Genomic DNA, 23848 nt, shown 5'->3' with positions numbered 1-23848 from the left:
AAGCGGCCTTATACACGCATCGCGCCCGGGTTCGGCGCGGCGGTTTCGCCCGGCACGCCATGCGCCCGCGCCGCCCGGCCGGCGCGGAGAAGGTCGAAGGCGTAGAGCGCCAGCGCCAGCCAGATCAGCCCGAACATCGGGATCGCGTGCGGCGCCACGTGCTCGCCATAGGCGAGGACGCTCAAGGCCAGCAGGCAGGTCGGGGCGATGTACTGCATCAGGCCGAGCGTCGCGAGGCGCAGGCGGTCTGCGGCCGCCGCGAACCAGATCAGCGGCAGGGCCGTCGTCACCCCCGTCAGCGCCAGCAGGGCGAAGTCCCGCGGATCGGGCGGCAGGGCCGGCTCGGGCGACAGCAGCACCCAGACGAAGGCCGCCGGCGTCAGGATCAGCGTCTCGGCGAGGAACCCGACCGCCGGGTCGACCCCGACCACCTTCCGCACCAGGCCGTAGAGGGCGAAGCTCATCGCGAGCTCGAGCGCCACCAGCGGCAACGTGCCGGCCAGCACAACGGCGATGGCGACCCCGGCCGCGGCGATGCCGACGGCGACCCGCTGCAGCGGGCGCAGGACCACGGCGCCGAGCGCCACGCTGACCAGCGGGTTGATGTAGTAGCCGAGGCTCGCATCGAGCAGGTGGCCGCTGTTCACCGCCTGCAGGTACAGCAGCCAGTTCACGCCGATCAGCCCGGCCGAGACGAAGAGCAGCGCGTGCCGGGGCCGCAACGGGAACGGGGTGCGCACCCGGTTGCGCCACAGCAGCACCAGCGCGACCGCGAACAGGCACGACCACAGGATGCGCACCGCCAGGATGTGGCTCGGGGAGAAGCCCGAGAGCAGCCGGAAATGCACCGGGACGACGAGGCCCCAGCTCAGATAGGCGCCGAGCGCGTAGACGAGGCCCACGGTGTCCGTCCCGATCGCGTCCGCCGGCATCCGGCACGGAGAAGTCCTGGCGATCTAGCCCGCGCCGGCCGCTTCGGTCAGGCCCGGCGGCGCAGGTCAGGCATCCGCCCCGCCCGCGCCGTCAGCGCTTCGTCGGCAGGATCGGGTCGCCGCGCATCAGCGCGTTCAGGCGCTCGGTGTCGAACCCGTTCGGGATCTTCGCCGGCGCCGGCTTCACGGCCGCGACCGGCTTCTCCGGCGCCGGGATCGATCCGGTCGCCGAAGGTTCGGGCAGGACGATGCGGGCGACCGGGCTCGGCACCGTGTGGGCCAGCCGGTCGGCGCAGACGAACCCGATCACGAGGATCGAGGCGCCGGCCGAGACGCCGGCGGCGAGGAGACGCAGGATACGCAAGCGACGGGTTCCGGCAACGCGAACGACGACGGAGCCGAGGATGGCCCAAGGCCGTTAACGAAGGGACACCTCACAGGGAGATCCCATGAAACCCGAAGCGAACGCCCAGGCCACCGCCAGCGACAGCCCGTTCATCCAGGGCCGCAACGCCCGCCTCTACGGCAAGCCGATCGACGATTGCCCCTACGCGGAGGGCTCGGAGGAGCGCACCGCCTGGCTGCAGGCCTACGAGGAGGCCACCGTCACGGACGCCGGCTGACCGAAAGGGCGGCCCGGGCGCACGCTTGACCTCCGCCGGGTTGCCGGGCTTCGTCGTCCGATCGCAGCCCGAGAGCCAAAGCGCCCATGTCCAAGCCTTCGTCCAAGACCGCCGAGTCGTTCGGGGTCGCGACGCGCCTCGTCCATGCGGGGCGCGATCCGTCGGCGCAGCACGGGTTCGTCAACACGCCGATCTATCGCGGCTCCACCGTGCTGTACCCGACCTACGACGACATCGTGCACCGGCGCGGCCGCTACAATTACGGCACCAGCGGCACGCCGACGATGGACGCGCTGACCGATGCCTGGAGCGAGGTGGCGGGCGCTGCCGGCACGGTGGCGACGCCCTCGGGCCTGTGCGCGCTCACCGTCGCGCTGATGGCCTCGGTCTCGGCCGGCGACCACCTGCTCGTCACCGATTCCGCCTACCGCCCGACCCGGATCTTCTGCGACGGGCTGCTCGCCCGCTTCGGCGTCGAGACGACCTATTACGACCCGCTGGTCGGCGCCGGCATCGCCGGGTTGATGCGTGACAACACCAAGGCCGTGCTGGTCGAGGCGCCGGGCTCGCAGAGCTTCGAGATGCAGGACGTGCCGGCGATCGCCGACGCGGTCCACGCCCGCGGCGGCACCGTGATCATGGACAACACCTGGGCGACGCCGCTGCTGTTCCCGCCGCACGCGCGCGGCGTCGACATCGCCGTCGAGGCCGGGACCAAGTATCTCAGCGGCGGATCCGACCTGCTCCTCGGCCTGACCTCGGCCAACGCCGCGCATTTCCCGGCGGTGCGGCGGACCTTCGACCAGATCGCCCCCTGCGCCGGCCCCGAGGACCTGTTCCTGGCGCTCCGCGGCCTGCGCACCATGAACCTGCGGTTGCGCGAGCACGGCCGCGCCGGCCTCGAGATGGCGCGCTGGCTGCAGGAGCGGCCGGAGGTGCTGCGCGTCCTCCATCCCGGCCTGCCCGAGGATCCCGGCCACGCGATCTGGAAGCGCGACTTCTCCGGCGCATCGGGCCTGTTCGGCGTGGTCCTCGAGCCCGTCTCGGAGACCGCCCTCGCCGCGATGCTCGACGGCCTGGAGCTGTTCGGGATGGGCTTCTCCTGGGGCGGCTTCGAAAGCCTCGTCATTCCCTTCGACTGCAGGCCCTACCGCACGGCGACGCAGTGGGCCCCCGGCGGTCCCGCCCTGCGCTTCCACATCGGGCTCGAGGACGTCGCGGACCTGAAGGCCGATCTCGACGCCGGGTTCGCGCGGTTGCGGGCGGCGGCCTGAGGCGCCCTCACGGCACCCGCCATTCGCCCCGCCACCCTTCCCCGTCGCGGCGCCAGCCGGCGCGGCGATGGCCGCGACGGTCGAGGTAGAGGAAGTCGAGGGCGTCGGCGCGGACGAGGACGGCGGCGAAGTTCGGGCGGCCGACGGTCAGCGCCGCCGCCTCGTCGGGCACCGCGTAGCCGCCGCCGGCATCGAGCGCGGTGCCGGGCGCGGGCGCGATGCCGTAGCAGACCCGGCTCATCGCCCGCGAGCCGTCCCAGGCCGCGTCCGCCACGGCATCGTCGACGTGGAGACCCGCGCTGCCCTCGATCCGGATCTGAATCTTCGCCGCGCGGTCGTAGGCGTGGAGCGCACAGGCCGGGTTGGCCGCGACCTCGGCCGCCTTGTCCGAGCGGCGGTCGCAGTGGAAGCGTAGAGTGCCGGTCGCGGCATCGGCCTCCCGCAGCACCACCGTGCGGCTGCGCGGGCGGCCCGCCTGGTCCAGCGTCGCGAAGCTCGGAGCGTGGAACGCGCTCCGTCCCTGCGCGACCCCGTCCGCCAGCAGCCGCCACGCTTCGGCGAAGGCCGCGTCGAGGTCGTCGTGGAACGGCGGGAGCGGGTGGCGGGCATCGTCCTGTGGCATCGGGCTCCGAACGGCGCGTGGGTGGGGCGAGACGAGCACGGGCGCGACGGGGGATCAAGCGCGGCATCACGGTGTCGCGCGCTTAACGCTGTGGTGCCAAAACTAGGCGTCGTGTCCTAGGATGCCTTGACGCGTTCCTAACATGCATTACCCATTGTGCACCGCGTCGACGAGAGCCGCGCGGCTTCCGCTCTCAGATGAGACGTCGACGCTATGCCGTGGATGATGGTTCTGCTGTTCGGGCTGCCCTGCGCCCTCGGTTTCCTCTGCCTCTACGCCGATCGGCATCTCGCCCGGTTCTCCGAGTCCCACGACGACCTTTGGCAGCTGCCGCGGCCGTCTTCGCTGCGGCGCTGATCCCCGAGCGGACCCGGCTGCGACGCGGCAGGGCTCGGTCCGGCACCGGCCTCGGGCCGGTCGGCTCGGGCGCGGGAATGCCGGTTCAGCCCGCCTTGGTTTCGGTTCCGCGCCGGTTGCGGAAGATTAGGGCGAGGTTGCGCAGGTAGATCCCGGTCGAGAGGCCCTGGCCGATGATGATCACCGGCTCGCGGCGCACGAAGCCGTAGACCAGGGTCATGATTCCGCCGGCGATCGACAGGAACCAGAACGACAGCGGGATCACGCTCCGGCCCGCCCGCTCGCTGGCGATCCATTGCAGGATGAAGCGCGAGCCGAAGACCAGCTGCGCGACGATGCCGAAGACCAGCCAGAAGTCGAACCGCGTCACGAACACGTCGTAGAAGTAGTCCGGCAGGTCTCGCGCCAACTGGATCAGCATCGGAATTAGACCTCGGTGACGGCGGGCGTCGGACGCTTGCGGCGGATCAGCCACCACACGCCGGCCAAGTCGAGCAGGCCGACCCAGAGGCGGTCGAACAGCCCGTAGTTCGAGACGCCGGTGAAGCGCGGGCGGTCGACCACGTCGCGGTGCACGATCGCGAAGCCCTCGCGCACCACGAGCGCCGGCATGAAGCGATGGAGGGCGTCGAAGTACGGCAGGCGCAGGTAGACCGCGCGGCGGAAGACCTTGAGGCCGCAGCCGGTGTCGCGGGTGGAATCGTTGAGGATCCGCCCGCGCACGCCGTTGGCGATGCGGGACTGGATCATCTTGAAGCGCCCGTCCTTGCGGCCCTTGCGCTGCCCCTGGGCGAGGCCCGTCCCCTCGCCCGCCTGCTCCAGCGCCGCCACCAGGACGGGGATGAAGGCCGGGTCGTTCTGGCCGTCGCCGTCGAGCGTCGCGACGATCGGGCCGGCGGCCGCCGCGACCCCGCTGCGCACCGCCGCCGACTGCCCGCCGCTGCGGGCGTGGCGCAGCACCCGCAGCCAGGGCCGGCCCTGACGTGCGGCGTCGAGCGCGGCCGGCGTCGCATCGGTGGAGCCGTCGTCGACGTAGATCACCTCGAAGGGCGCCAGCGCCCCGCAGGCGGCTTCGATCTCGGCGACGAGCCCCGCGATGTTGCCGGCCTCGTTCTTCACCGGCACCACGATGCTGAGGCGGGGAGACGTCGCGTTCATGGGGTCACCGTCTGAGCCGTGGGCGTCACCGCGTAGGCGGTGAGGTCGACCCGGCGGCCGGCGTTGATGTTGAAGCCCGACACCTGCCCCACCGCCTTCGGGCCGACGCCGCCGACGGGCCAGGCATCGGCGAAATCGGCGGCCGAGCGCTGCTCGACGAAGACGAGGCGGCAGCCGCCCGCATGGAGGAAGGCCAGCGCGTCGGCGCCGGTGTTCGGGGTGGCGAGCTCGGTGCCGATCAGGAACACCAGGCTCGGCTCGCGGTAGCCGAGGCTCGCGACCTGCGGCCGGCACGGCAGCGCGTCGCGGATCGCGGCGAGCCGGTTCGAGACCTTCAGCGCCGGGATCTCGGTCTGCGCCAGCCCGAGCACCGCGGGCGAGAGCACGCAGGCGGAGAGGATCGCGAACACCATCGCCCGCTCGGCGCCGTTCCGCGCATAGGCCATCCAGGCGGCCAGCGCGAGCGCGCAGGCGGCCCCGAGCAGCGGCAGCGACAGCACGGGCAGCACCCGGTCCAGGCGCCACGCGACCACGGCGAGGCCGATCGTCAGCCCGATCGGGATCGCCGGGACCAGCAGCGCCATCGCCCGCGCGCCGCGCCGCGTCGGATCGAGGGCGCCGGCCCGGAGCGCCAGCACGGTGAGGATCGCCACCATCGGCATCAGCGGCAGGACGTAGTGCGGCAGCTTGGTCGGCACGGCCTCGAACATCAGCCACGCCGGCACGATCGACGCGACCAGGAACGCGACCGCATCGTCCCGGCGACGGCGCCACGCGAACGGGATCGCCAGAGCCGCGAAGGCGGCACCGGGCCAGAAGGTCGCGAAGAACACCAGCGCGTAGGTGCCGGGCGGCGCCCAGTGCTTCTCCTTGGCGCTGCCGACCTTGGCCAGCATGTCGTGGCCGACCGCCTCGGTGAAGAAGGCGCTGCCGCTGCGCCAGGCGATCGCCAGGAACCACGGGGCGACGACCGCGACGACGATCGCGAGGCCGGACCACGGCCGCAGCGCCAAGATCCAGCGGCCGGAGCGCGCCTTCCACGACAGGGCCAGCATCGGCAGGCCGACGACGAGCGGCACCATCGGCCCCTTCACCAGGATGCCGATCGCCAGGCCGAGCCAGAACGCGAGCCGGCCCGCGGTCGAGGGGCCGGGGCCGGATCGCCCGAGCCAGGCGCGGGCGAGCGCGCCGAGCGACGCGATCGCGCACGCGGTCAGCAGCGCGTCGGTCTTGGCGAGATGCGCCTCCGCCGCGAGCATCAGGCAGGCGCCGAACAGGGCGGCCGCGAGGAAGGCGCCGCGCCGCGGCAGGAAGGCGAGCGCCGCCCAGTAGGCCAGCAGCACGGCGGCGGTCGCGCCGACGAGCGAGGGGATGCGGTAGAGCGCGATCTCGGTTCGCGCCTGGGGCACCCCGAGCGCCTCGCCGGCCGCCACCGCCGCGGCCTGGGCCCAGTAGATGCCCACCGGCTTCTTGTGCCGGGCCTCGCCCTGGAAGCGGATGTCGACGCCGTCGCCGGTCTCGAGCATCTGCTTCGAGGCCTGGGCGAATCGCGGCTCGTCCCGGTCCATCGGCTGGAGCGAGATCTGGCCGGGCAGGAAGCAGACGAGGCAGAGCGCCACCAGCCAGGCGCAGGCCCGCGCGTGGCTCGCCGACACGGTGTTCAGGAGGAAGTCGCCGAACGCGAAGCCGGGCCCGGTGGCCGGGACGGGCCGCGTGGCCGGGACGGGTCGCCGCGCGGCTTGGCTGGGGATCATGAGCGCGGTGCGGAACGGAAGGAGGGGGCCGAGAAGGCGGTCATGCGCGGCTCCGGAACCGGCAACCGGCCTCGTCGTTCGGTCGATGCCCAGACGGCCGGCGGTGTCGATGATGCGGCCGGGATTGTCAAATGCCGGCCCCGCCGCCCGAGGGACGGGGCCGGCGGCGCGGCGCGTGTCAGGCCCGGTCGACGCCGCGGCGCCGATCCCGGCGGTCGTGGTGGCGACGACCTGGCGCATGATCGTCTCGAACTCGCGCTGCATGATGGCGAGCACGGCGGCGACCCCGGGCTCGCCGAGGGCGGCCAGCCCCCAGACGGAGGGGCGGCCGATGCACACGGCGGTGGCGCCGAGCGCCAGGGCCTTGAGCACGTCGGTGCCGCGGCGGAAGCCGCCGTCGATCAGCACGGGCACGCGGCCGTTCACCGCCGTCACGATCTCCGGCGGCACGCCGATCATGGCTTGCAGGCTCGCCTCGGCCCGGCCGCCGTGGTTCGACATGATCAGCGCATCGACGCCGTGGTCGAGCGCGCTCTTCGCGTCCTCCCTCGTGACGATGCCCTGGAGCACGAGCTTGCCCTTCACGAGGCCGCGCAGGCGCCGCACGTAGTCCCAGGTCATGCCGGTGCCGTAGAGGTTGGTCACCCGGTCGACGTCGATCCCGTCGAACATCGGCTTGCGGCTGACCTCGTTCTTGAAGCCGGGCGTATGGCAGTCGGTGCAGGTGCGGGTGTCCGAGCGCCGCTAGTTCAGTCGTTTCCAAATGTTTCCAAGATGTCGAGCTTCGCTTCCAGGGCGAGATCATGCCAGCTCAAGACATAAATCGTTACACACCGCGTATTAACGATGAAATCCTCAAATCAGGGTGGCCGGGGAATGGTCGGCCGACGTTCTGGTCGGGCCCGGTTGCACCGGGCCGTTCTTGATGGAGATCCGCGATGAGCCTGATGGATGCGCTCTCGAACGCCATCACCGGGACCTCGGCCCAATCCTTCGCGCTGAACAACATCTCGGGGAACATCGCCAACAGCACCACGGCTGGCTTCAAGAGCACGGATACGAGCTTCGCCGACATGCTGGCGCAGACCGAGGCCGGGACGCAGCCCGCCGGCGGCGTCGCGATCAATACGCGGTCGAACCTGGGGCTCCAGGGCACGGTGGCGTCGACCGGCATCGCGACGAACCTCGCGATCGGCGGCGACGGCTACTTCGTGGTCCGGCAGAATCTCGGGACCGCGTCGGCGCCGAGCTTCGGCTCGGCGCTGGCCTACACCCGGCGCGGCGACTTCGCGCCGGATGCCAGCGGGTACCTCGTCAACGGGGCCGGGTACTACCTGTTCGCCGGGGCCTCGACGGGCGCGCCGGTCCAGGTGCCGACCACCGCCACGAGCGCGCTCTCCAGCCTGTCGGTCTCGCCCGCCGGCGCCCTCACCGGCACCCTGTCGGACGGCAGCACCCAGGCGCTCGGCACCCTGGCCCTGGCCCAGTTCGGCGCGCGGGACACGCTCGCCTCGCTCTATGGCGGCGCCTTCGTCGCGACCGCGAGCACCGGTGCGCCGAGCTTCGGCCTGAACGGCGCGACCGTGACCGGCGGCTCGGTCGAGCAGTCGAATGCGAGCATCTCGGACCAGTTCTCCAAGATGATCGAGACGCAGCAGGCCTATTCCTCCAACACGAAGGTGATCAGCACCGTCAACGAGATGCTGCAATCGGCCATCGCGATGTACGTCTGACGCGGCGCGCGCCGCTACCCGTCCGCCTAGCGCGCCGTTCGGAACACCTGCAGGTCGAGGTCGCGCACCTTCTTGCGCAGGGTGTTGCGGTTGACGCCCAGAAGCTCCGCCGCGCGGATCTGGTTGCCGCGGGTGGCGGCGAGCGCCGCGCCGATCAGCGGGCCTTCGATCTCGCGCAGGATCCGGTGATACAGGCCGGGCGGGGGCAGCGTGTCGCGGTATCCGGAGAAGTAGTCCGAGAGGTGGCGCTCGACCGCGCCGGACAAGGTCTCGTTGTCGGCGCCGGCCTTGCGCGCGGTGCCGTTCCCGGCCGAGGCCGGGGGGCTGAGCGGCAGCGTGTCGAGCTCCGCCTCGATCACCGGGCCGGTGATGGTCTCCTGCGGGTAGAGGGCGGCGAGCCGCCGGACGAGGTTTTCCAGCTCGCGGACGTTGCCGGGCCAGCGGTAGCGCTTCAGGCGCTCCATCGCCTCGCCGTCGAGCATTTTTCGCGTGAGGCCCTCGCGCTCGACCTGGATGAAGAAGTGGCGGACGAGGTCGGGCACGTCCTCGGACCGCTCGCGCAGGGCCGGCAGCCGCAGCGGCACGACGTTCAGGCGGAAGAACAGGTCCTCGCGGAAGATGCCCTGCTGGATCGAGATCCGCAGGTCCTTGTTGGTCGCCGCGATGATGCGGACGTTGGTCTTGATCGGCACCCGGCCGCCGACGGTGGTGTACTCGCCCTGCTGCAGCACGCGCAGCAGCCGGGTCTGCGCCTCCATCGGCATGTCGCCGATCTCGTCGAGGAACAGCGTGCCGCCCTCCGCCTGCTCGAAGCGGCCGGCCGAGCGCTGCAGCGCCCCGGTGAAGGCCCCCTTCTCGTGGCCGAACAGCTCCGATTCGATCAGGTCGCGCGGGATCGCGGCCATGTTGACGGGCACGAACGGGCCGGTGCGCCGGCGGCCGTAATCGTGGAGCGCGCGGGCCACCAGCTCCTTGCCGGTGCCGGACTCGCCGGTGATCATCACGGTCAGGTCGGTCGGCATCAGCCGGGCGAGCGCCCGGTAGATCTCCTGCATCGCCGGCGAGCGCCCGACCAGCGGGATGTCCTCGTTGTCGGGCGGCGCGGCGGCGGCGGCCGTGCCGCGCGGGCGCGACAGCGCCCGGCCGACGATGGCGATCAGCTCCTTTAGGTCGAAGGGCTTGGGCAGGTACTCGTAGGCGCCGCGCTCGGAGGCGCGGATCGCGGTCATGAAGGTGTTCTGCGCGCTCATGACGATGACCGGCAGCTCCGGCCGCACCCGCTTGATGCGCGGCAGCAGGTCGAACACGTTCTCGTCGGGCATCACCACGTCGGTGATGACGAGGTCGCCCTCCCCTTGCGCCACCCAGCGCCACAGGGTCGCGCAGTTGCCGGTGGAGCGGACCTCGTAGCCGGCCCGCGACAGCGCCTGGTTCAGGACGGTGCGGATGGCGGCGTCGTCGTCCGCGACGATGATGTGGCCGTTGGGCATGACTCTTACTCGGGCTCCGCGACCGCTTCGCGCCCGTCGCGGGCGCTCGACATGGGCAGGAGGATTCGGAAGGCGGTGCGGCGGGGCGCGGGATCGCACTCGACGATGCCGCCATGATCGCCGACGATCTTCGCGACCAATGCAAGACCGAGGCCGGAGCCTTGCGCCTTCGTCGTCACGAACGGGTCGAACAGATCCGGCAGTAGCTCGGCCGAGATGCCCGGGCCGTTGTCGCGCACCGCCACCTCGATCGGCAGGCTGACGCGCTCGCGCGAGCCCGGGACCTGAAGCCGCAGGCCGGTGCGGAAGGCGGTCGACAGGGTGATCTCGCCGTCGACCGCGTCGGCGCCGATCGCTTCCGCCGCGTTCTTCACCAGGTTCAGGATCACCTGCACGAGCTGATCGCGGTTGCCGAGCACCGGCGGCAGCGACGGATCGTAGGTCTCGACGAAGCGGATGTGGCGCCCGAACCCGGATTGCGCCGAGCGCTTCACCTGATCGAGCACGCCGTGCACGTTGACCGGGCCGCGCTCGACCGGGCGCTCGTCGCCGAACAGCTCCATCCGCTCGACGATCCGCACGATCCGGTCGGTCTCCTCGCAGATCAGGCTGGTCAGCACCCGGTCCTCTTCCGGCCCCGACTGCTCGAGCAGCTGGGCCGCGCCGCGGATGCCGGCGAGCGGGTTCTTGATCTCGTGGGCGAGCATCGCGCCGAGCGCCACCATCGAGCGCGCCGCGCCGCGATGCGTCAGCTGGCGGTTCATCTTGTCGGCGATGGTGCGCTCCTGGAGCATCAGCACCACCGCCTCGCCGTCGTCGCCGAGCGCGGTGGCGAACACGTCGACGCTGCGCTCCGCGCCCGAGCGCGGCTGTGTCAGCTCGACCCGGTACTCGCTGACGCTGGACCCGCGCCGGCGCACCTCCGCCACCAGCGCGATGATCGGCGAGGCGAAGGGGATGATGTCGCGAAGCCGGCGCCGCTGCATCAGCCGGGCGGAATAGTCGAAGAACGTCTCGGCCGCGTGGTTGCAGTGCATGATGCGGTCGTCCGCGTCGATGGTCAGCACCGGCAACGGCAGGGCGTTGATCACCGCCTCGGCGCTCGGCATGCCGCGGGGTTTCGCCGCGGGCTCCTTGGCGGCGGGGTCGAGACCGATCGGCATCGCCTCGTCCCTGGGTTCCCCGTCGCTCATGCGGCCTCCGCGATCGCCGGGGCGGCCTCGAAGGCGGCGCGCAGGAGCCGGTCCGCCACCTCCGGGTCGGTGGTGGTCAGGAGCCGCGTGCGCTCGGCCGCATCGAGGCCGCCCGCCGCGTCGGCATAGGCCGCCAGATGCTTGCGGGCATGACGCACGCCCATCGCTGCGCCGTAAAGCGCGATCAGCCCGGCATAATGCGCCGCCGCCAGCCCCGCCCGGGCCGACCGCGACAGCGTCGGCACCGGGCGCCCGGCCAGCCCCGCGGCGAGGGCGCCGACGAGCCAGGGCCGCCCGACCGCCGCGCGGCCGACCATGATGCCGGCAGCACCCGAGGCCGCCAGGCACGCCCGGGCGCTGGAAAGGTCCGTCACGTCGCCGTTGGCGATGACGGGGATCGACACCGCCGCGACGACCGGCCGGATCGCGGCCCAGTCGGCGCTGCCCTTGTAGAATTGCTGCCGGGTGCGGCCGTGGACGGTGACCGCGTTCAGCCCCAGTGCCTGGGCCCGGCGGGCGAGCTCCGCGGCGTTCAGGCCGTGGTGGTCCCAGCCGAGGCGCATCTTCACCGTCACCGGGATCGACACCGCCTCGCGCACGGCGCCGAGGAGGCGGGCCGCATGGTCGAGGTCGCGCATCAGCGCGGAGCCCGAGGCGATGCCGGTGACGATCTTGGCCGGGCAGCCCATGTTGACGTCGATCACGTCGGCGCCGTTCGCGGCGGCGATCCGGGCGGCCTCGGCCATCGGCTCGGGGGCGCAGCCGGCGAGCTGGACGATGTGCGGCGCGATGCCCGACCCTTCCGCCCTGAGCCGCGCCTCCTCCGAACCGCGCGCGAACTCGGCCGCCGCCACCATCTCCGACACCACCGCGCTCGCGCCGGCACCCTGCGCGATGCGGCGCATGTGCAGGTCGGTGACGCCCGACAGCGGCGCCAGCAGCACCACCGGATCGACCGAGCGCTCCCCTCGCAGGACGCTCAAATAATGATCAGCCATCATTCTGCACAACAAATAGACAAAACCAGCGCGGCGCAAGCCCCCGGGCGAGGGTTGGGCGGGGAACCGCGCGATTTGATTTCGCTCCATCCCCCGCATAAACGACAGGCAGATTTTTGAGGACCCGAACCGGCCGCATGGCAGGCGGTCTCGGCCCCGGCACGACGGAAACCCCCAGGCATGTCCGAACCCGGATCGAGCGTCGCCGCCGTCGTCGTGGCGGCCGGTCGCGGCATCCGCATCGGCGGCGGGATGCCCAAGCAGTACCGTCGCGTCGGCGGGCAGGCGGTCCTCACCCGCACCCTCGACGCCCTCGGCCGCGACCCCGTGATCGGCCGGATCCAGGTGGTGATCGCCGCCGACGCGGCCGCGTTCTACGACACCTGCCGCACCGAACTCGCGCCCGCCATCGCCGACAAGCTGCTGCCGCCGGTCGAGGGCGGGGCGACGCGCCAGGACTCGGTCCGAGCCGGGCTCGAAGCGCTCGCGGCGGCGGGCGCGCCGGACGTGGTCCTCGTCCACGACGCGGCCCGGCCCTTCGTCGATGCCGGGCTGATCGCCCGCGCCGTCGCCGCCGGGCGCGACCACGGCGCGGCGGTGCCGGGCGTGGCCGTCGCCGACACGATCAAGCTCGTGGACGAGCAGGGCGGCATCGGCCGCGTGCGCGAGACGCCGGCCCGCGAGCACCTGCGCGCGGTGCAGACGCCGCAGGCCTTCGTCTTCGGGACCTTGCGCGACGCGCACCGCGCCGCCGCCGCCGAGGGCCTGCACGGCTTCACCGACGACGGCGCCCTCGCCGAATGGGCCGGCCTCGCCGTGGTGGTGTTCGCCGGCGATCCGAAGAACCGCAAGATCACCCAACCCTCCGACCTGATCGAGGCCGACCGGGCCTTTTCCGGCTCGGGCGAGGAGACGGCGAAGGACAGTGCGAAGGACATCGCCATGACGACCTACGTGACCCGCCTCGGCACCGGATTCGACGTGCACGCTTTCACCGACGGCGACCATGTCTGGCTCGGCGGGGTGAAGATCCCGGCCGACCGCGGGGTGCTCGCCCATTCCGACGGCGACGTCGCGCTGCATGCCCTCACCGACGCGCTGCTCGGCGCCATCGCCGACGGCGACATCGGCACCCATTTCCCGCCCTCAGACGAGCAGTGGCGCGGGGCGTCGTCGGACCGGTTCCTGGCCCATGCCTGCAAGCTGGTGCGCGACCGCGGCGGCCGCATCGACCATCTCGACATCACGGTGCTGGCGGAAGCGCCCCGCATCGGCGCCCACCGCGAGACGATCCGCGCCCGCATCGCCGAGATCTGCGCCGTGCCGCTGACCGCGGTGTCGATCAAGGCGACGACCACGGAGAAGCTCGGCTTCGTCGGCCGCGCGGAAGGCCTCGCGGCCCAGGCCGCCGCGACCATCCGCCTGCCGGAGGAGGTGGAGACGAGCCCGGTGGACGCCCAGGCCGAGACGGCCATGCGCCAGGGCTGACGGTTGGGCAGACGCGCATCCGCTGCAATCATCCGAAGGCCGCTTCGAACGAAAAAGGGATTCGCGCGATGTTCGACGACGCCCTCCTCGCCCGCGCCACCGCCCTGGTCGGGGCCTACGCCGAGGCCGGCACCCGGATCGCGACGGCCGAATCCTGCACCGGAGGGCTCGTCGCCGGGTTGCTGACGGCGGTGCCCGGCTCGTCTGCGGTCGTCGAGCGCGGCTTCGTCACCTACTCGAACGAGGCCAAGTCCGAAGCGATCGGGGTGCCCGCCGCACTCATCGGCGCGCACGGCGCGGTCAGCGAGGCGGTCGCCCGCGCGATGGCGGGCGGCGCGCTGGCGGCGTCGCGGGCCGACGTGGCGGTGGCGATCACGGGGATCGCCGGCCCCGGCGGCGGCAGCCCGGGCAAGCCCGTCGGCCTCGTGCATTTCGGTCTGGCGACCGGCGGCGGCGTCCGCCACCTGGAGCGGCGCTACGGCGATCTCGGCCGTGCCGAGATCCGACGTCGCGCCGTGGTCGATGCGTTGGACCTGTTGGAGGCGGCGCTCGTTTCCTGATCGGGGCGCTCGGTTCTCCTGATCGGAGCGGTCCTGCGGCGAACGCCGCCGAACCGGAGGCGCGGTTCCATGGACAGCCTGTCGGCACAAATCTGCATCGTCGGCGGTGGACCGGCGGGGATGATGGCGGGCCTGCTGTTCGCCCGCGCGGGCGTCTCGGTCGTGGTGCTCGAGAAGCACAACGACTTCCTGCGCGATTTCCGCGGCGACACCATCCATCCCTCGACCCTGGCCGTGATGGACGATCTCGGCCTCGGCGACGCCTTCCGCGCCCTACCGCAGCGCCGGGTCGAGACGTTATCGGCGGTGATGGGCGGCCGGACGTTCCGCGTCGCCGATTTCCGCCGGCTCGCGACGCGGAACCGCTTCATCGCGCTGATGCCGCAATGGGATTTCCTCGACTTCCTCGGCCGCGAGGCGAGGAAGCTGCCCGGCTTCCGGCTGCTGATGGCGACCGAGGGGCAGTCGCTGATCGAGACGGATGGCCGGATCGCCGGGGTTCGTGCCGCCGGCCCCGACGGTGCGATCGCGATCGCCGCCGACCTCGTCCTGTGCGCCGACGGCCGGCATTCCGCGATGCGACGTCGGGCCGGCTTCGTGCCGCGCGACTTCGCGGCGCCGATCGACGTGCTGTGGTTCCGCCTGTCGCGCCGCCCCGGAGACCCGGAGGCCGCGGCCGGTCGCTTCGGGGCGGGCCGCATCCTGATCACGATCGATCGCGGCGATTACTGGCAATGCGCCGCAATCGTGCCGAAGGGCGGCGACGAGGCGATCCGCACGCGCGGACTCGTGGCGTTCCGCGCCGGCATCGCCGACCTCGCGCCGTTCCTGGCCGACCGCACCGGCGAGATCGGGACCTTCGACGCGGTGAGGACGCTGACGGTGACCGTGGACCGGCTGGAGCGCTGGTACCGTCCGGGGTTGCTCTGCATCGGCGACGCGGCGCATGCGATGTCGCCGGTCGGCGGCGTCGGCATCAACCTCGCGATCCAGGATGCGGTCGCCGCCGCCAACCTGCTCGCCGGGCCGTTGCGGGCCGGACGCCTCGCCGAGGCCGACCTCGCGCGGGTCCAGGCCCGCCGAAGCCTTCCGACGCGGCTGACGCAACGGGTCCAGCGCCTGATCCAGGATCGGATCATCGCCCCGGTGCTCGACCACGGGGACGCGCGCCTCAGCCCGCCGCTCGCGCTCCGGCTGCTCGACCGCCTGCCGTGGCTTCAGCGCATCCCGGCCCGGATCGTCGGCCTCGGCTTCCGCCCGGAGCATCCGCGGTGAGGCGCACGATCCAGGGCGTCCTCTTCGTCTGCGGTCGCGCCCGGCTCCGCAGCCCGACGGCCGAGCAGGCCTTCTCTCGGGTATGCCCAACCGGATATCGCCGGCGCGGCCGGCCTCAGGCCCTGCCGTAGACCCGGTCCGCCCGGCTTTCGAACGCGTCGGTGAACTTGCGGAAGGCGCGATCGAACATCTTGCCCATCAGCAGGCCGAGGGCGAAGCTCTTGAACTCGTAGGTGATGAAGAAGTCGACGTCGCAGCCGCCGTCGCGGCCGGGCTTGAACGCCCAGCGGTTCTCGAGATGCCGGAACGGGCCGTCGATGTACTCGGCCGTGATCTTGAGGTTCGGGCGGTCGAGGCCGACCCGGGTGGTGAAGCGCTCGCGGAGCGCCTTGTAGCCGACGCCCATCTCGGCCACGAGCACCTCGGTCCCCTCCCCGGTGCCGGGCTGGCGGCGCAGCACGCGCAGCGATTCGCACAGCGGCAGGAACTCGGGATAGTGCTCCACGTCGGCGACGAGGTCGTACATCTGCTGGGGCGAGTGACGCACCCAGCGGGTGATCCGGAAGGATGGCATGACGACTCAGGCTGAGAGGGTGTCGGGGGCGAGCCGCGCGTTGCGGGCGGCCTGGAGCCGCGAGAAATCCTCGCCGGCGTGGTGAGACGAGCGGGTCAGCGGCGTCGCCGAGACCAGCAGGAAGCCCTTGGCGTAGGCGGTGGTCTCGAACGCCTTGAACTCGTCCGGCGGCACGAAGCGGACGACCTCGTGGTGCTTCTTGGTCGGCTGCAGGTACTGGCCGATGGTGAGGAAGTCGACGTCGGCCGAGCGCAGGTCGTCCATCAGCTGCACGACCTCGTTCCGCTCCTCGCCGAGGCCGACCATGATGCCGGACTTGGTGAAGATCGTGGGGTCGAGCTCCTTGACCCGCTGCAGCAGGCGCACCGAGTGGAAGTAGCGGGCGCCGGGGCGGACCGTGAGGTAGTTGCCGGGCACCGTCTCGAGGTTGTGGTTGAACACGTCGGGCTTGGCGGCCACGACCGCCTCGAGCGCGCCGTCCTTGCGCAAGAAGTCCGGCGTCAGGATCTCGATGGTGGTGCCGGGGCTGAGCCGCCGGATCGCCGCGATGGTGCGGGCGAAATGCTCGGCACCGCCGTCGGCGAGGTCGTCGCGGTCCACGGAGGTGATGACGACGTGGTGCAGGCCGAGCTTGGCCACCGAGTCCGCGATCTTGTCGGGCTCGTGCTGATCCAGGGCGTTGGGCAGGCCGGTGCGCACGTTGCAGAAGGCGCAGGCCCGCGTGCAGGTGTCGCCCATGATCATGAAGGTGGCGTGGCGCTTCTCCCAGCACTCGCCGATGTTTGGGCACCCGGCCTCCTCGCAGACCGTGACGAGGCCGTGCTCGCGCACGATCGCCCGGGTCTCGGCCCAGGCCGGGGAGCCCGGCGCCTTCACGCGGATCCAGTCGGGCTTGCGCAGCTGCACCGGCTGGTCCGGCCGGTGCGCCTTCTCCGGGTGGCGGATGCGGGCCGGAAGCGGTGGCCGCGGATCGTTCTTCAGGAGATCGAGGACGGTCGCCATGACACACCGCGTGCGAGGCACCCGCGGTGCGGGTATCGGGGAGCACCTGCGACTTAAGACGTCCGGCCCCGCGCCGCAAACCGGCGCGACCGCAGGTCGCCCACGATCCCGAGACAGGGTGCGCGGATTCGTCATGGCCGGCGGGCCCGCGCGATCCGCCGCAACGCCCGCCCGGAACCCGGCGTGACGGATCCGGTTCCTTGGGGTCAACGGCCGCCGCACGGCCCTCACCGGAAGGAAGATCGCTTGACCCGGATCCTGCGCCGCGCGCTCGCCGCACCCGTGATGCTCGCGCTCGTGTTCCCGGCGCTCGCCGGCGTCGGCCCGGAGGACAAGCCGGCGCAGAGCGACGGCATGGTGGTGCAGGGCACCGGCCCGGGCACCAGCGCGGGTGGCAGCCCGTCCGATGTCGGGATCAAGCGCGCCGGATCGAAGGCGGATGCCGAGGGCCGCAACAAGCTCAGCCCCGCCGGCTTCCTCACCACCGACGTGATCGGGATCAAGGTCTCGGACAATGCCGGCAACGCGCTCGGCACGGTGGTCGACCTCGTGATGGAGGACGGGCGCACCCTGACGGCCGTGGTGCTCGACATCGGCGGGTTCCTCGGCGTCGGCACGCGCTACGTCGCGGTGCAGCCGGCCGCGCTGATCCTGTCCCCGGGCGGCGAGCGCTACGCCGCCACGCTCGACATGAGCAAGGAGCAGCTCGGGGCCGCGCCGGACTTCAAGTACAGCAAGTACAAGCGGCAGAACTGACGCGGCATCAGCGTGTGGCAGGCGGCGATGCGTCGTCGGCCACGCCGATCCCGGCCGCGCTAGGGCAGGGAAATCCGCCTTCAAGAATGTCGCTTACGGTCAAGCTTGGCTATGGCGATGTCCACGGGATTTTCGGTGGGAACGGTGATGGTCGAGGCCTTGCGGAAGGCGATCCGGTTGCGGGCGACGCGGCGCTCGCGCGACCTGCGGATTGGAACCAGCGGCTGCGCCCGCATGCCGCCGGTCGGCACCGCCGACCGCGGCACGGCCACGGCGCACCGCCTCACCGCCCGCGAGCTGATCGCGATGGCGCAGGCCGCGCGTCGGGCGCGCGGCAGGGAAGAGCCGGAGGGCTGAGCGGGAGGGCTGAGCCGCCTCAGCCGCCGCCCGGAAGCGCGCCGAGGCCCGCCACCTGGCAGATGTCGCGGGCGGGTTCGGCCAGCACCGTCTGCGCGGCCGCGACCTCGGTCTGCGCCGGGCCGGCCGGGGCGATGGTCGCTGCCGGCGGGATCGCCTCAGCGTAGGCCATCGCGGTCGAGGCGGGCGGCGGGGTCTGGGCCTGGCTCCCGGCCTTGCGCTTCTCGTAGAAGGCGTTGCCGCCGGCCACCGCCACGTAGTGCATGTTGTCGTACGGGTATTTCCGGCCGGCGGTGTGGAAGTACATCGCCCGGCCGACCTTGGGATGGCGCTCGCCGGCAAGGATTGCGTCGGCGGCGTCGGCGACCTTCTGCAGGTCCTTCTCGGCCATCGGCTTGGTCAGCACGCCGGTCGCGAACTGCCGCGGCTGGCCGACCACCGAGCAGATGCCGCCGTTCGGGAAGGCGGCGTTCTCCAGGCGGTTCATCACCACGGTCCCGACCGCGAGCAGGCCTTCGGAATCGCTGCGGTTCGATTCGAAGTACATCGCGCGGCCGAGGCAATCGCGCTCGGTATCCGACACCACCATCGGCTTGCCGCGCGTCGAGCCGGTGCTGAGAGCGGTGTTCGCGCTGGTGTTGCAGGCGCCGAGACTTGGTCCGAGCAGGAGGACCGACAGGGCCGGCACCGTCAATCTCGTCCCGATACCCTGCATGCCGCCCGGCCTCCCAGCCCATTGCCTCGCCGATGCGATGCGTTCCGGCCAAGCTCGACCCGAAAGGTGCGGATTTTGTGGCATCATGGTGAACCGACGGTTGCGTCAGCGCGTCGTCGCCTGCGCTTTCAGCATCGCCGCTGCGGTCTCGCGGAATGCGGCGGTCGGCACGGCGACGGACGGAGCCCGCCCCTCCTCCCGGCTGCCCGCCACCAGCACGCCGATCACCACGGGGCTGCCCGCCTCGACCTGCAGCAGCGCCGAGCCCGATTCTCCGGGCACCGCCCGGCAATCGTGCAGCAGCAGGGTCGCCGGGCCGGGGTCCCGCCACGCGCTGCAACCGCCCTGCGCGGTCATCAGCTGGGGCTTGAGCCGGCTGTAGCCCGCCCGCCGGATCTCGCGGCGGATCGCGGCCGGGTCGGCTTCGGCACCGGGATCCTCCAGCGTCAGCGGCGTGCCGGGGATCGGGTCGGCGAGCTCGATCAGGGCCCAGTCGCCCTGCATGTTCGGCCGCGCGGTGCCGTAGGCGAAGGCATAGTCGTCCGGCTTGCGGTAGGCGGCGGCCAAGCTGTGCGCGCGATACGCGCCCTGGCGGTACCCGGCCACGAAGTGGACGACGCCCGGGTTGACCCAGCGCTTGCGCGGCTCGTCCCACAGGCAGTGCGCGGCGGTGAGCGCGAGCCGCGGACCGATCAAGGTCGCGGTGCAGGATTGGAGGCGGTTGGTGCCGAGCACCACGTTGAGCTTGCCGATCGCGCTGTAGGGCCATGCCTCGGCATCGAAGGCCATGTCCTCCGCACGCGCCGCGCCGGCCCACAGGCATGCGCCGACGAGGACCAGGGCGCGCACCTTCCTCAGCCCGCGACGTGCCGGGCGAACGATGCGAGGTCGATGTTGCCGCCGCTGATCACCACGCCGACGCGCCTGCCCCGCACGTCGAGGCGGCCGTGCATCACCGCCGCCGCCGCGAGGCAGCCGGTCGGCTCGACCACGAGCTTCATCCGCTCGGCGAAGAAGCGCATCGTGGCGACGAGCTCGGCGTCCGTCACCGTCACGATGTCGGCGACCCGCTCCTGGATGATCGGGAAGGTCAGCGATCCGAGGAACGTCGTCTGCGCGCCGTCGGCGATGGTGCGCGGCACCGGGATCGTGACGATCCGCCCCTCGCGGAGCGAGCGTTGCCCGTCGTTGCCGGCCTCCGGCTCGACGCCGATCACGGCGCAGCCGGGCGAGCGCTCGGCGGCGACGAGGGCGCAGCCCGACAGCATGCCGCCGCCGCCGAGGCAGACGACGAGCATGTCGAGCGGCCCGGTCTCGGCGATCAGCTCGAGGGCGAGCGTTCCCTGGCCGGCGATCACGTCCGGATGGTCGTAGGGCGGGATCAGGGTGAGGCCGCGCGCCTCCGCGAGTTCGCGGCCGAGGGCGACGCGGTCCTGGGTGTAGCGGTCGTAGCGCACCACCTCGGCGCCGTAGCCTTGCGTCGCCGCGACCTTCATCGCCGGCGCGTCCTGCGGCATCACGATGGTGGCCGGCACGTTCAGCAGCCGGCTCGCGAGGGCGATCGCCTGGGCGTGGTTGCCCGAGGAGTAGGCGATGACGCCGCGCGCCCGCGCGTCGTCGGCGAGCGCGGCGATCGCGTTGTAGGCGCCGCGGAACTTGAAGGCGCCGGCGCGCTGCAGGTTCTCCGCCTTGAAGAACAGGCTCGCCCCGGCGCGTTCGTCGGCGGTGCGCGACGTGAGCACCGGGGTGCGGTGGGCCACGCCGGCGATGCGCTCGGCGGCGCGCGCCACGTCGGCGAAGGTCGGCTGGCCTGGGGTCGCATCGGTCATCGAGGGCTCGCTCGGCGCCCGCGCCGCTCGCGCCCGGAGCGCGACCCTTCGGCGAGGGACCCACGCACCGTCCTATACGCGTCCCCGGGCGCCGCCGGCACCCTCGGCGTGCGAACGGAGCCAATTGCCCGCTCGGTTCTTATCCTCGGACAAGATCATCATCCGGCAGGGCCGGTCCCGTCCGATCGGCGGGGCAGGCCGCCGGACGAACGACGGATTCACGGAACGACATGCGGACATCGGCAAAACTCGGGCTCGCGGCGCTGGCCGTGGTCCTCCTCGGCGGCGCGGCCTTCGTGCGCTTCGCGGTCTATCCCGAGAGCGCGTCGCTCCCGCTCGCCGACGGCCAGGGGGCGAGCCCGACGCTGCCCGCCCCGAACGCGACGCCGCTGCCCACCGTCAACATCGCGCCCGCCACCGGCTGGGCGAAGGGCGCCAAGCCCGCGCCGGCCGCCGGCCTCTCGGTCGCAGCCTTCGCCGAGGGGCTCGACCATCCGCGCTGGCTCTACACCCTGCCGAACGGCGACGTGCTCGTCGCCGAGAGCAACACCCCGCCCTCCGACGGCACGTTTCCCGGCGTGAAGGCCTGGATCGCGGGCAAGATCATGGATCGGGCCGGCGCCGGCGTGAAGAGCCCGGACCGGATCGTGCTGCTCCGCGACGGCGACGGGGACGGCGTCGCCGAGGTGAAGACGGTCTATCTGAAGGGCCTGACCTCGCCGTTCGGCATGGCGCTGGTCGGCAGCGACCTCTACGTCGCCAACGCCGACGCGCTGGTGCGGGTGCCCTACGAGGCCGGCGGGACCGAGAACGGCGCGACGCCCGAGAAGGTCGTCGACCTGCCGGCCGGGAACAACCACCATTGGACCAAGAACGTGGTCGCGAGCCCCGACGGCGCCAAGCTGTTCATCACCGTCGGCTCGAACAGCAACGTGGCCGAGAACGGGCTCGAGGCCGAGAAGGGCCGCGCCGCGATCTGGGAATACACGATCGCGACAAAGACCTTCCGCGAATACGCCACCGGCCTGCGCAACCCGAACGGGTTGGGCTTCGAGCCCGAGACCGGCGCGCTCTGGGCCGCGGTCAACGAGCGCGACGAGATCGGCAGCGACCTCGTGCCGGACTACGTCACCGCGGTGAAGGAGGGCGGGTTCTACGGCTGGCCCTACAGCTATTACGGCCCGCACGTCGACGAGCGCGTCACCCCGCAGCGCCCGGACCTCGTCGCCAAGGCGATCGTGCCGGACTACGCCCTCGGTCCCCACACGGCCTCGCTCGGCATCGCGTTCTCGCGGGGCGCGCACCTGCCCCCGGCCTGGACCAGCGGCCTGTTCGTCGCCCAGCACGGCTCGTGGAACCGGCGTCCGAAGAGCGGCTACAAGGTGATCTACGTGCCGTTCGCTGACGGCCGGCCCGCGGGCAAGCCGGTGGACGTGCTGGCCGGCTTCCTCGACGTCGACGAGAAGGCGCAGGGGCGCCCCGTGGACGTGGCCTTCGACAAGACCGGGGCGCTGCTCGTCTCGGACGACGTCGGCAACGCGGTCTGGCGGGTGACGGGGGCGGCCGCCTCGCAGTGAGGCGGACGCCTCAGATCCCCGCGTACCAGCTGAAGCCGAGTTCGGAGACCATGCTGCCGCGGCCCTGGCCGAGGCCGTCCACGCGATCGACGGCCTCGATCGAGGCGAGGTACTTCAGCGACTTGTAGCCGAGCTGCCGCTCGACCCGGAGCCGCACCGGCGCGCCGTGCGCGATCGGCAGCGTGCCGCCGTTCATGCCGTAGGCGAGGATCGTCTGCGGGTGGAGCGCGTCGAACAGGTCGTAGGTGTCCCACCAGCCGTCGACGGTGCGGATCACGATGAAGCGCGCTTCCGGCTTCAGGCCGGCGACGGCCAGGACGTGGGCCAGCGGAACCCCGGTCCATCCGCCGATCGCCGACCAGCCCTGCTCGCAGGAATGCAGCGTGATCTGGGTGCGGGCGGGCATCGCCTTCAGGTCGGCGAGCGAGAATGCGGCCGGGTTCGCCACCAGCCCGCGCACCGGCAGGCGCCAGTCCGAGAAGCCGATCTCCTTCGAGCGGCGGTAGGCAACGTCGTCGGGGTCGGTGGTGTTGATCGTCGGGAAGACCGCCGAGATCGCGTCCGGGGAGAACTCGCGCACCAGCGGCTGATGGCGCAGCAGGAAGCGCTGCACCGTGAAGCTCAGGCGCTCGCTGATCCCGTAGAGGCCGCCGCGGCTCGGGCCGCCCTCCCCGATCCTCTCGCAGCCGGGAAGCAGCCCGGTGCCGCCGAGGGCCGAGGCGCCGAGGATCAGCTTGCGCCGGGAGATGTCGCTCATCGCTTCGCCTCGCGCTCGTGCCGCCGCGCGGGTTCCGCGGCCGGCGCCCGGCGCCCGATGGTCATCCCGCGCATCAGCGCCGCCGGGCCGTTGGCCAGGACCTGCCAGACGTGCACGGCGAGGAACGCCACCAGCAGGGACGCGCACAGGAAGTGCAGGGTCCGGGCCGACTGCCGTCCGCCGAACAGGTCGAACAGCTCGGGGATCGCCGTCGTGACCCCGGGCGACATCGTCAGGCCGGTGAGCAGCATCAGCGGCGACAGCACCAGGACGACCGCCAGGTAGGCGAGCTTCTGCAGAACGTTGTAGCGGGTCTGCGTCGGCCCCGGGCCGCGCAGGTGCAGGTGCTCGCGCACCGTGCCGGCGATGTGCGCCGGGCGGACCTGGTCCGCATCCGGCAGCAGCCGGCGGGACAGGTGGCGCGTCGCGAGGCTCCAGGCAAGATAGAGCAGCCCGTTGAGGACGAAGATCCAGGCGGCGAGGAAGTGGATGTTGCGGCCCCAGCCGGTCTGCTCGAGGTTCACCGGCAGCGGCAGGGCGATCCATGCCGGGGCATCGAGCGCGCCCGTCTCGCCCCAGAACAGCCGCGGCAGCGCCAGCAGGATCGCCGTGCCGCTGATCGCGAGCGCGACGAACGCGGCGGCGTTGATCCAGTGCGTCGCCCGCACCCAGGCGGGATGGCGGATCCGGCCGTCCTCGCGTCCCGTCATCGTGCGCCGATCGGATGGTCCTGCATCATGGGGCAGGATCGCACGGCCCCTCGATCGATCCAATGTGAAAGTCCGCCGCGGCCCCGGCGCCGCGAGACCCGTGCCGCCCGGGCG

General features: G+C 72.1%; 26 protein-coding genes and 1 pseudogene. 10 read left to right on the top strand and 17 right to left on the bottom strand.

Features of this window, described 5'->3' with window-relative positions; genetic code table 11:
- Positions 1 to 8 precede the first annotated feature (8 nt).
- Positions 9 to 902: an EamA family transporter RarD gene (rarD, locus tag ACFZ8E_RS11125; protein ID WP_405042786.1), complete on the bottom strand. Its 894-nt coding sequence runs from the start codon at positions 900 to 902 to the stop codon at positions 9 to 11.
- A gap of 121 nt (positions 903 to 1023) precedes the next feature.
- On the bottom strand, positions 1024 to 1296 hold the full coding sequence (locus ACFZ8E_RS11120) for a hypothetical protein (RefSeq protein ID WP_147727722.1): 273 nt from the start codon (positions 1294 to 1296) through the stop codon (positions 1024 to 1026).
- An 85-nt stretch (positions 1297 to 1381) separates the two neighbouring features.
- On the opposite strand from ACFZ8E_RS11120, the gene ACFZ8E_RS11115 reads away from it, so the two are divergent.
- Both ACFZ8E_RS11115 and metC read left to right on the top strand, forming a co-directional pair.
- Positions 1382 to 1555 carry an Rmf/CrpP family protein gene (locus tag ACFZ8E_RS11115; protein ID WP_187273697.1) on the top strand — a complete coding sequence of 58 codons (174 nt, stop codon included), beginning with the start codon at positions 1382 to 1384 and terminating at the stop codon, positions 1553 to 1555.
- An 86-nt stretch (positions 1556 to 1641) separates the two neighbouring features.
- Positions 1642 to 2829 carry a cystathionine beta-lyase gene (gene metC, locus ACFZ8E_RS11110; protein WP_147727721.1) on the top strand — a complete coding sequence of 396 codons (1188 nt, stop codon included), beginning with the start codon at positions 1642 to 1644 and terminating at the stop codon, positions 2827 to 2829.
- Between the two features lie 7 nt (positions 2830 to 2836).
- Here metC and ACFZ8E_RS11105 read toward each other — a convergent pair whose 3' ends face one another.
- Positions 2837 to 3451 carry a pyridoxamine 5'-phosphate oxidase family protein gene (locus tag ACFZ8E_RS11105; RefSeq protein WP_147727720.1) on the bottom strand — a complete coding sequence of 205 codons (615 nt, stop codon included), beginning with the start codon at positions 3449 to 3451 and terminating at the stop codon, positions 2837 to 2839.
- A gap of 222 nt (positions 3452 to 3673) precedes the next feature.
- On the opposite strand from ACFZ8E_RS11105, the gene ACFZ8E_RS11100 reads away from it, so the two are divergent.
- Positions 3674 to 3808: a hypothetical protein gene (locus tag ACFZ8E_RS11100; protein ID WP_279593313.1), complete on the top strand. Its 135-nt coding sequence runs from the start codon at positions 3674 to 3676 to the stop codon at positions 3806 to 3808.
- 85 nt (positions 3809 to 3893) lie between these two features.
- Here the strand turns inward: ACFZ8E_RS11100 and ACFZ8E_RS11095 are convergent, their stop codons facing one another.
- The 4 genes and pseudogenes from ACFZ8E_RS11095 to ACFZ8E_RS11080 form a co-directional block, all read right to left on the bottom strand.
- Positions 3894 to 4229, bottom strand: a complete 336-nt coding sequence (locus tag ACFZ8E_RS11095) for a lipid-A-disaccharide synthase N-terminal domain-containing protein (RefSeq protein ID WP_147727719.1) — start codon at positions 4227 to 4229, stop codon at positions 3894 to 3896.
- 5 nt (positions 4230 to 4234) lie between these two features.
- On the bottom strand, positions 4235 to 4966 hold the full coding sequence (locus ACFZ8E_RS11090) for a glycosyltransferase family 2 protein (protein WP_147858776.1): 732 nt from the start codon (positions 4964 to 4966) through the stop codon (positions 4235 to 4237).
- The gene (locus ACFZ8E_RS11085) at positions 4963 to 6720 is read right to left on the bottom strand and encodes an ArnT family glycosyltransferase (protein ID WP_405044370.1); all 1758 of its coding nucleotides are present in this window, start codon (positions 6718 to 6720) and stop codon (positions 4963 to 4965) included. Before ACFZ8E_RS11085 ends, ACFZ8E_RS11090 begins: the two co-directional genes overlap by 4 nt.
- Positions 6721 to 6933: 213 nt before the next feature.
- Positions 6934 to 7392: pseudogene (locus tag ACFZ8E_RS11080) on the bottom strand (alpha-hydroxy-acid oxidizing protein); the annotation flags it as partial.
- A gap of 266 nt (positions 7393 to 7658) precedes the next feature.
- On the opposite strand from ACFZ8E_RS11080, the gene ACFZ8E_RS11075 reads away from it, so the two are divergent.
- Positions 7659 to 8453 (top strand): flagellar hook basal-body protein, encoded by a 795-nt coding sequence (locus ACFZ8E_RS11075; protein WP_405042785.1) that lies wholly within the window; start codon positions 7659 to 7661, stop codon positions 8451 to 8453.
- Between the two features lie 26 nt (positions 8454 to 8479).
- Here the strand turns inward: ACFZ8E_RS11075 and ntrC are convergent, their stop codons facing one another.
- Genes ntrC through dusB form a run of 3 tightly spaced genes read right to left on the bottom strand, consistent with a single transcriptional unit; the run spans position 8480 to position 12137 of the window.
- Complete coding sequence (gene ntrC / locus ACFZ8E_RS11070; protein ID WP_147728390.1) at positions 8480 to 9943, bottom strand: nitrogen regulation protein NR(I); 1464 nt, start codon at positions 9941 to 9943, stop codon at positions 8480 to 8482.
- 5 nt (positions 9944 to 9948) lie between these two features.
- The gene (locus ACFZ8E_RS11065; protein WP_243947781.1) at positions 9949 to 11106 is read right to left on the bottom strand and encodes a nitrogen regulation protein NR(II); all 1158 of its coding nucleotides are present in this window, start codon (positions 11104 to 11106) and stop codon (positions 9949 to 9951) included.
- 26 nt (positions 11107 to 11132) lie between these two features.
- Positions 11133 to 12137: a tRNA dihydrouridine synthase DusB gene (dusB, locus tag ACFZ8E_RS11060; RefSeq protein WP_405042784.1), complete on the bottom strand. Its 1005-nt coding sequence runs from the start codon at positions 12135 to 12137 to the stop codon at positions 11133 to 11135.
- A gap of 177 nt (positions 12138 to 12314) precedes the next feature.
- On the opposite strand from dusB, the gene ACFZ8E_RS11055 reads away from it, so the two are divergent.
- From ACFZ8E_RS11055 to ACFZ8E_RS11045, 3 genes are all read left to right on the top strand, one after another.
- Entirely contained in the window at positions 12315 to 13622 is a 1308-nt protein-coding gene (locus ACFZ8E_RS11055; RefSeq protein ID WP_244031954.1) for a bifunctional 2-C-methyl-D-erythritol 4-phosphate cytidylyltransferase/2-C-methyl-D-erythritol 2,4-cyclodiphosphate synthase, read from the top strand.
- Positions 13623 to 13690: 68 nt separating this feature from the next.
- A complete protein-coding gene (locus tag ACFZ8E_RS11050; protein ID WP_405042783.1) occupies positions 13691 to 14182 on the top strand; it encodes a CinA family protein in 492 nt (163 codons plus the stop codon).
- A gap of 69 nt (positions 14183 to 14251) precedes the next feature.
- Positions 14252 to 15457 carry an FAD-dependent oxidoreductase gene (locus ACFZ8E_RS11045; protein ID WP_405042782.1) on the top strand — a complete coding sequence of 402 codons (1206 nt, stop codon included), beginning with the start codon at positions 14252 to 14254 and terminating at the stop codon, positions 15455 to 15457.
- 115 nt (positions 15458 to 15572) lie between these two features.
- Here ACFZ8E_RS11045 and ACFZ8E_RS11040 read toward each other — a convergent pair whose 3' ends face one another.
- A complete protein-coding gene (locus ACFZ8E_RS11040) occupies positions 15573 to 16031 on the bottom strand; it encodes a type II toxin-antitoxin system RatA family toxin (RefSeq protein ID WP_405042781.1) in 459 nt (152 codons plus the stop codon).
- A 6-nt stretch (positions 16032 to 16037) separates the two neighbouring features.
- Positions 16038 to 17033 carry a lipoyl synthase gene (gene lipA, locus ACFZ8E_RS11035; protein ID WP_147843150.1) on the bottom strand — a complete coding sequence of 332 codons (996 nt, stop codon included), beginning with the start codon at positions 17031 to 17033 and terminating at the stop codon, positions 16038 to 16040.
- Between the two features lie 246 nt (positions 17034 to 17279).
- On the opposite strand from lipA, the gene ACFZ8E_RS11030 reads away from it, so the two are divergent.
- Together ACFZ8E_RS11030 and ACFZ8E_RS11025 are read left to right on the top strand one after the other, a co-directional pair.
- The gene (locus ACFZ8E_RS11030) at positions 17280 to 17789 is read left to right on the top strand and encodes a PRC-barrel domain-containing protein (RefSeq protein ID WP_405042780.1); all 510 of its coding nucleotides are present in this window, start codon (positions 17280 to 17282) and stop codon (positions 17787 to 17789) included.
- Between the two features lie 147 nt (positions 17790 to 17936).
- Entirely contained in the window at positions 17937 to 18146 is a 210-nt protein-coding gene (locus ACFZ8E_RS11025) for a hypothetical protein (RefSeq protein ID WP_405042779.1), read from the top strand.
- 19 nt (positions 18147 to 18165) lie between these two features.
- On the opposite strand, the gene ACFZ8E_RS11020 is transcribed toward ACFZ8E_RS11025, so the two are convergent.
- The 3 genes from ACFZ8E_RS11020 to ACFZ8E_RS11010 form a co-directional block, all read right to left on the bottom strand.
- A complete protein-coding gene (locus tag ACFZ8E_RS11020) occupies positions 18166 to 18834 on the bottom strand; it encodes a cell wall hydrolase (protein ID WP_405042778.1) in 669 nt (222 codons plus the stop codon).
- 132 nt (positions 18835 to 18966) lie between these two features.
- Complete coding sequence (locus ACFZ8E_RS11015) at positions 18967 to 19710, bottom strand: trypsin-like serine peptidase (RefSeq protein ID WP_405042777.1); 744 nt, start codon at positions 19708 to 19710, stop codon at positions 18967 to 18969.
- Between the two features lie 5 nt (positions 19711 to 19715).
- Complete coding sequence (locus ACFZ8E_RS11010; RefSeq protein WP_405042776.1) at positions 19716 to 20690, bottom strand: threo-3-hydroxy-L-aspartate ammonia-lyase; 975 nt, start codon at positions 20688 to 20690, stop codon at positions 19716 to 19718.
- Between the two features lie 230 nt (positions 20691 to 20920).
- On the opposite strand from ACFZ8E_RS11010, the gene ACFZ8E_RS11005 reads away from it, so the two are divergent.
- Positions 20921 to 22267: a PQQ-dependent sugar dehydrogenase gene (locus ACFZ8E_RS11005; RefSeq protein ID WP_405042775.1), complete on the top strand. Its 1347-nt coding sequence runs from the start codon at positions 20921 to 20923 to the stop codon at positions 22265 to 22267.
- A gap of 10 nt (positions 22268 to 22277) precedes the next feature.
- Here ACFZ8E_RS11005 and ACFZ8E_RS11000 read toward each other — a convergent pair whose 3' ends face one another.
- Together ACFZ8E_RS11000 and ACFZ8E_RS10995 are read right to left on the bottom strand one after the other, a co-directional pair.
- Entirely contained in the window at positions 22278 to 23024 is a 747-nt protein-coding gene (locus ACFZ8E_RS11000; RefSeq protein ID WP_405042774.1) for a molybdopterin-dependent oxidoreductase, read from the bottom strand.
- Entirely contained in the window at positions 23021 to 23734 is a 714-nt protein-coding gene (locus ACFZ8E_RS10995; protein ID WP_405042773.1) for a cytochrome b/b6 domain-containing protein, read from the bottom strand. The genes ACFZ8E_RS11000 and ACFZ8E_RS10995 overlap by 4 nt, the downstream gene beginning before the upstream one ends.
- Positions 23735 to 23848 lie beyond the last annotated feature (114 nt).

The sequence above is a fragment of the Methylobacterium sp. HMF5984 genome (assembly GCF_045033435.1).
Taxonomy (GTDB): Bacteria; Pseudomonadota; Alphaproteobacteria; order Rhizobiales; family Beijerinckiaceae; genus Methylobacterium.
Note: the sequence above shows the minus strand (reverse complement) of the source record. Positions and strands in the feature narration are given on the sequence as shown.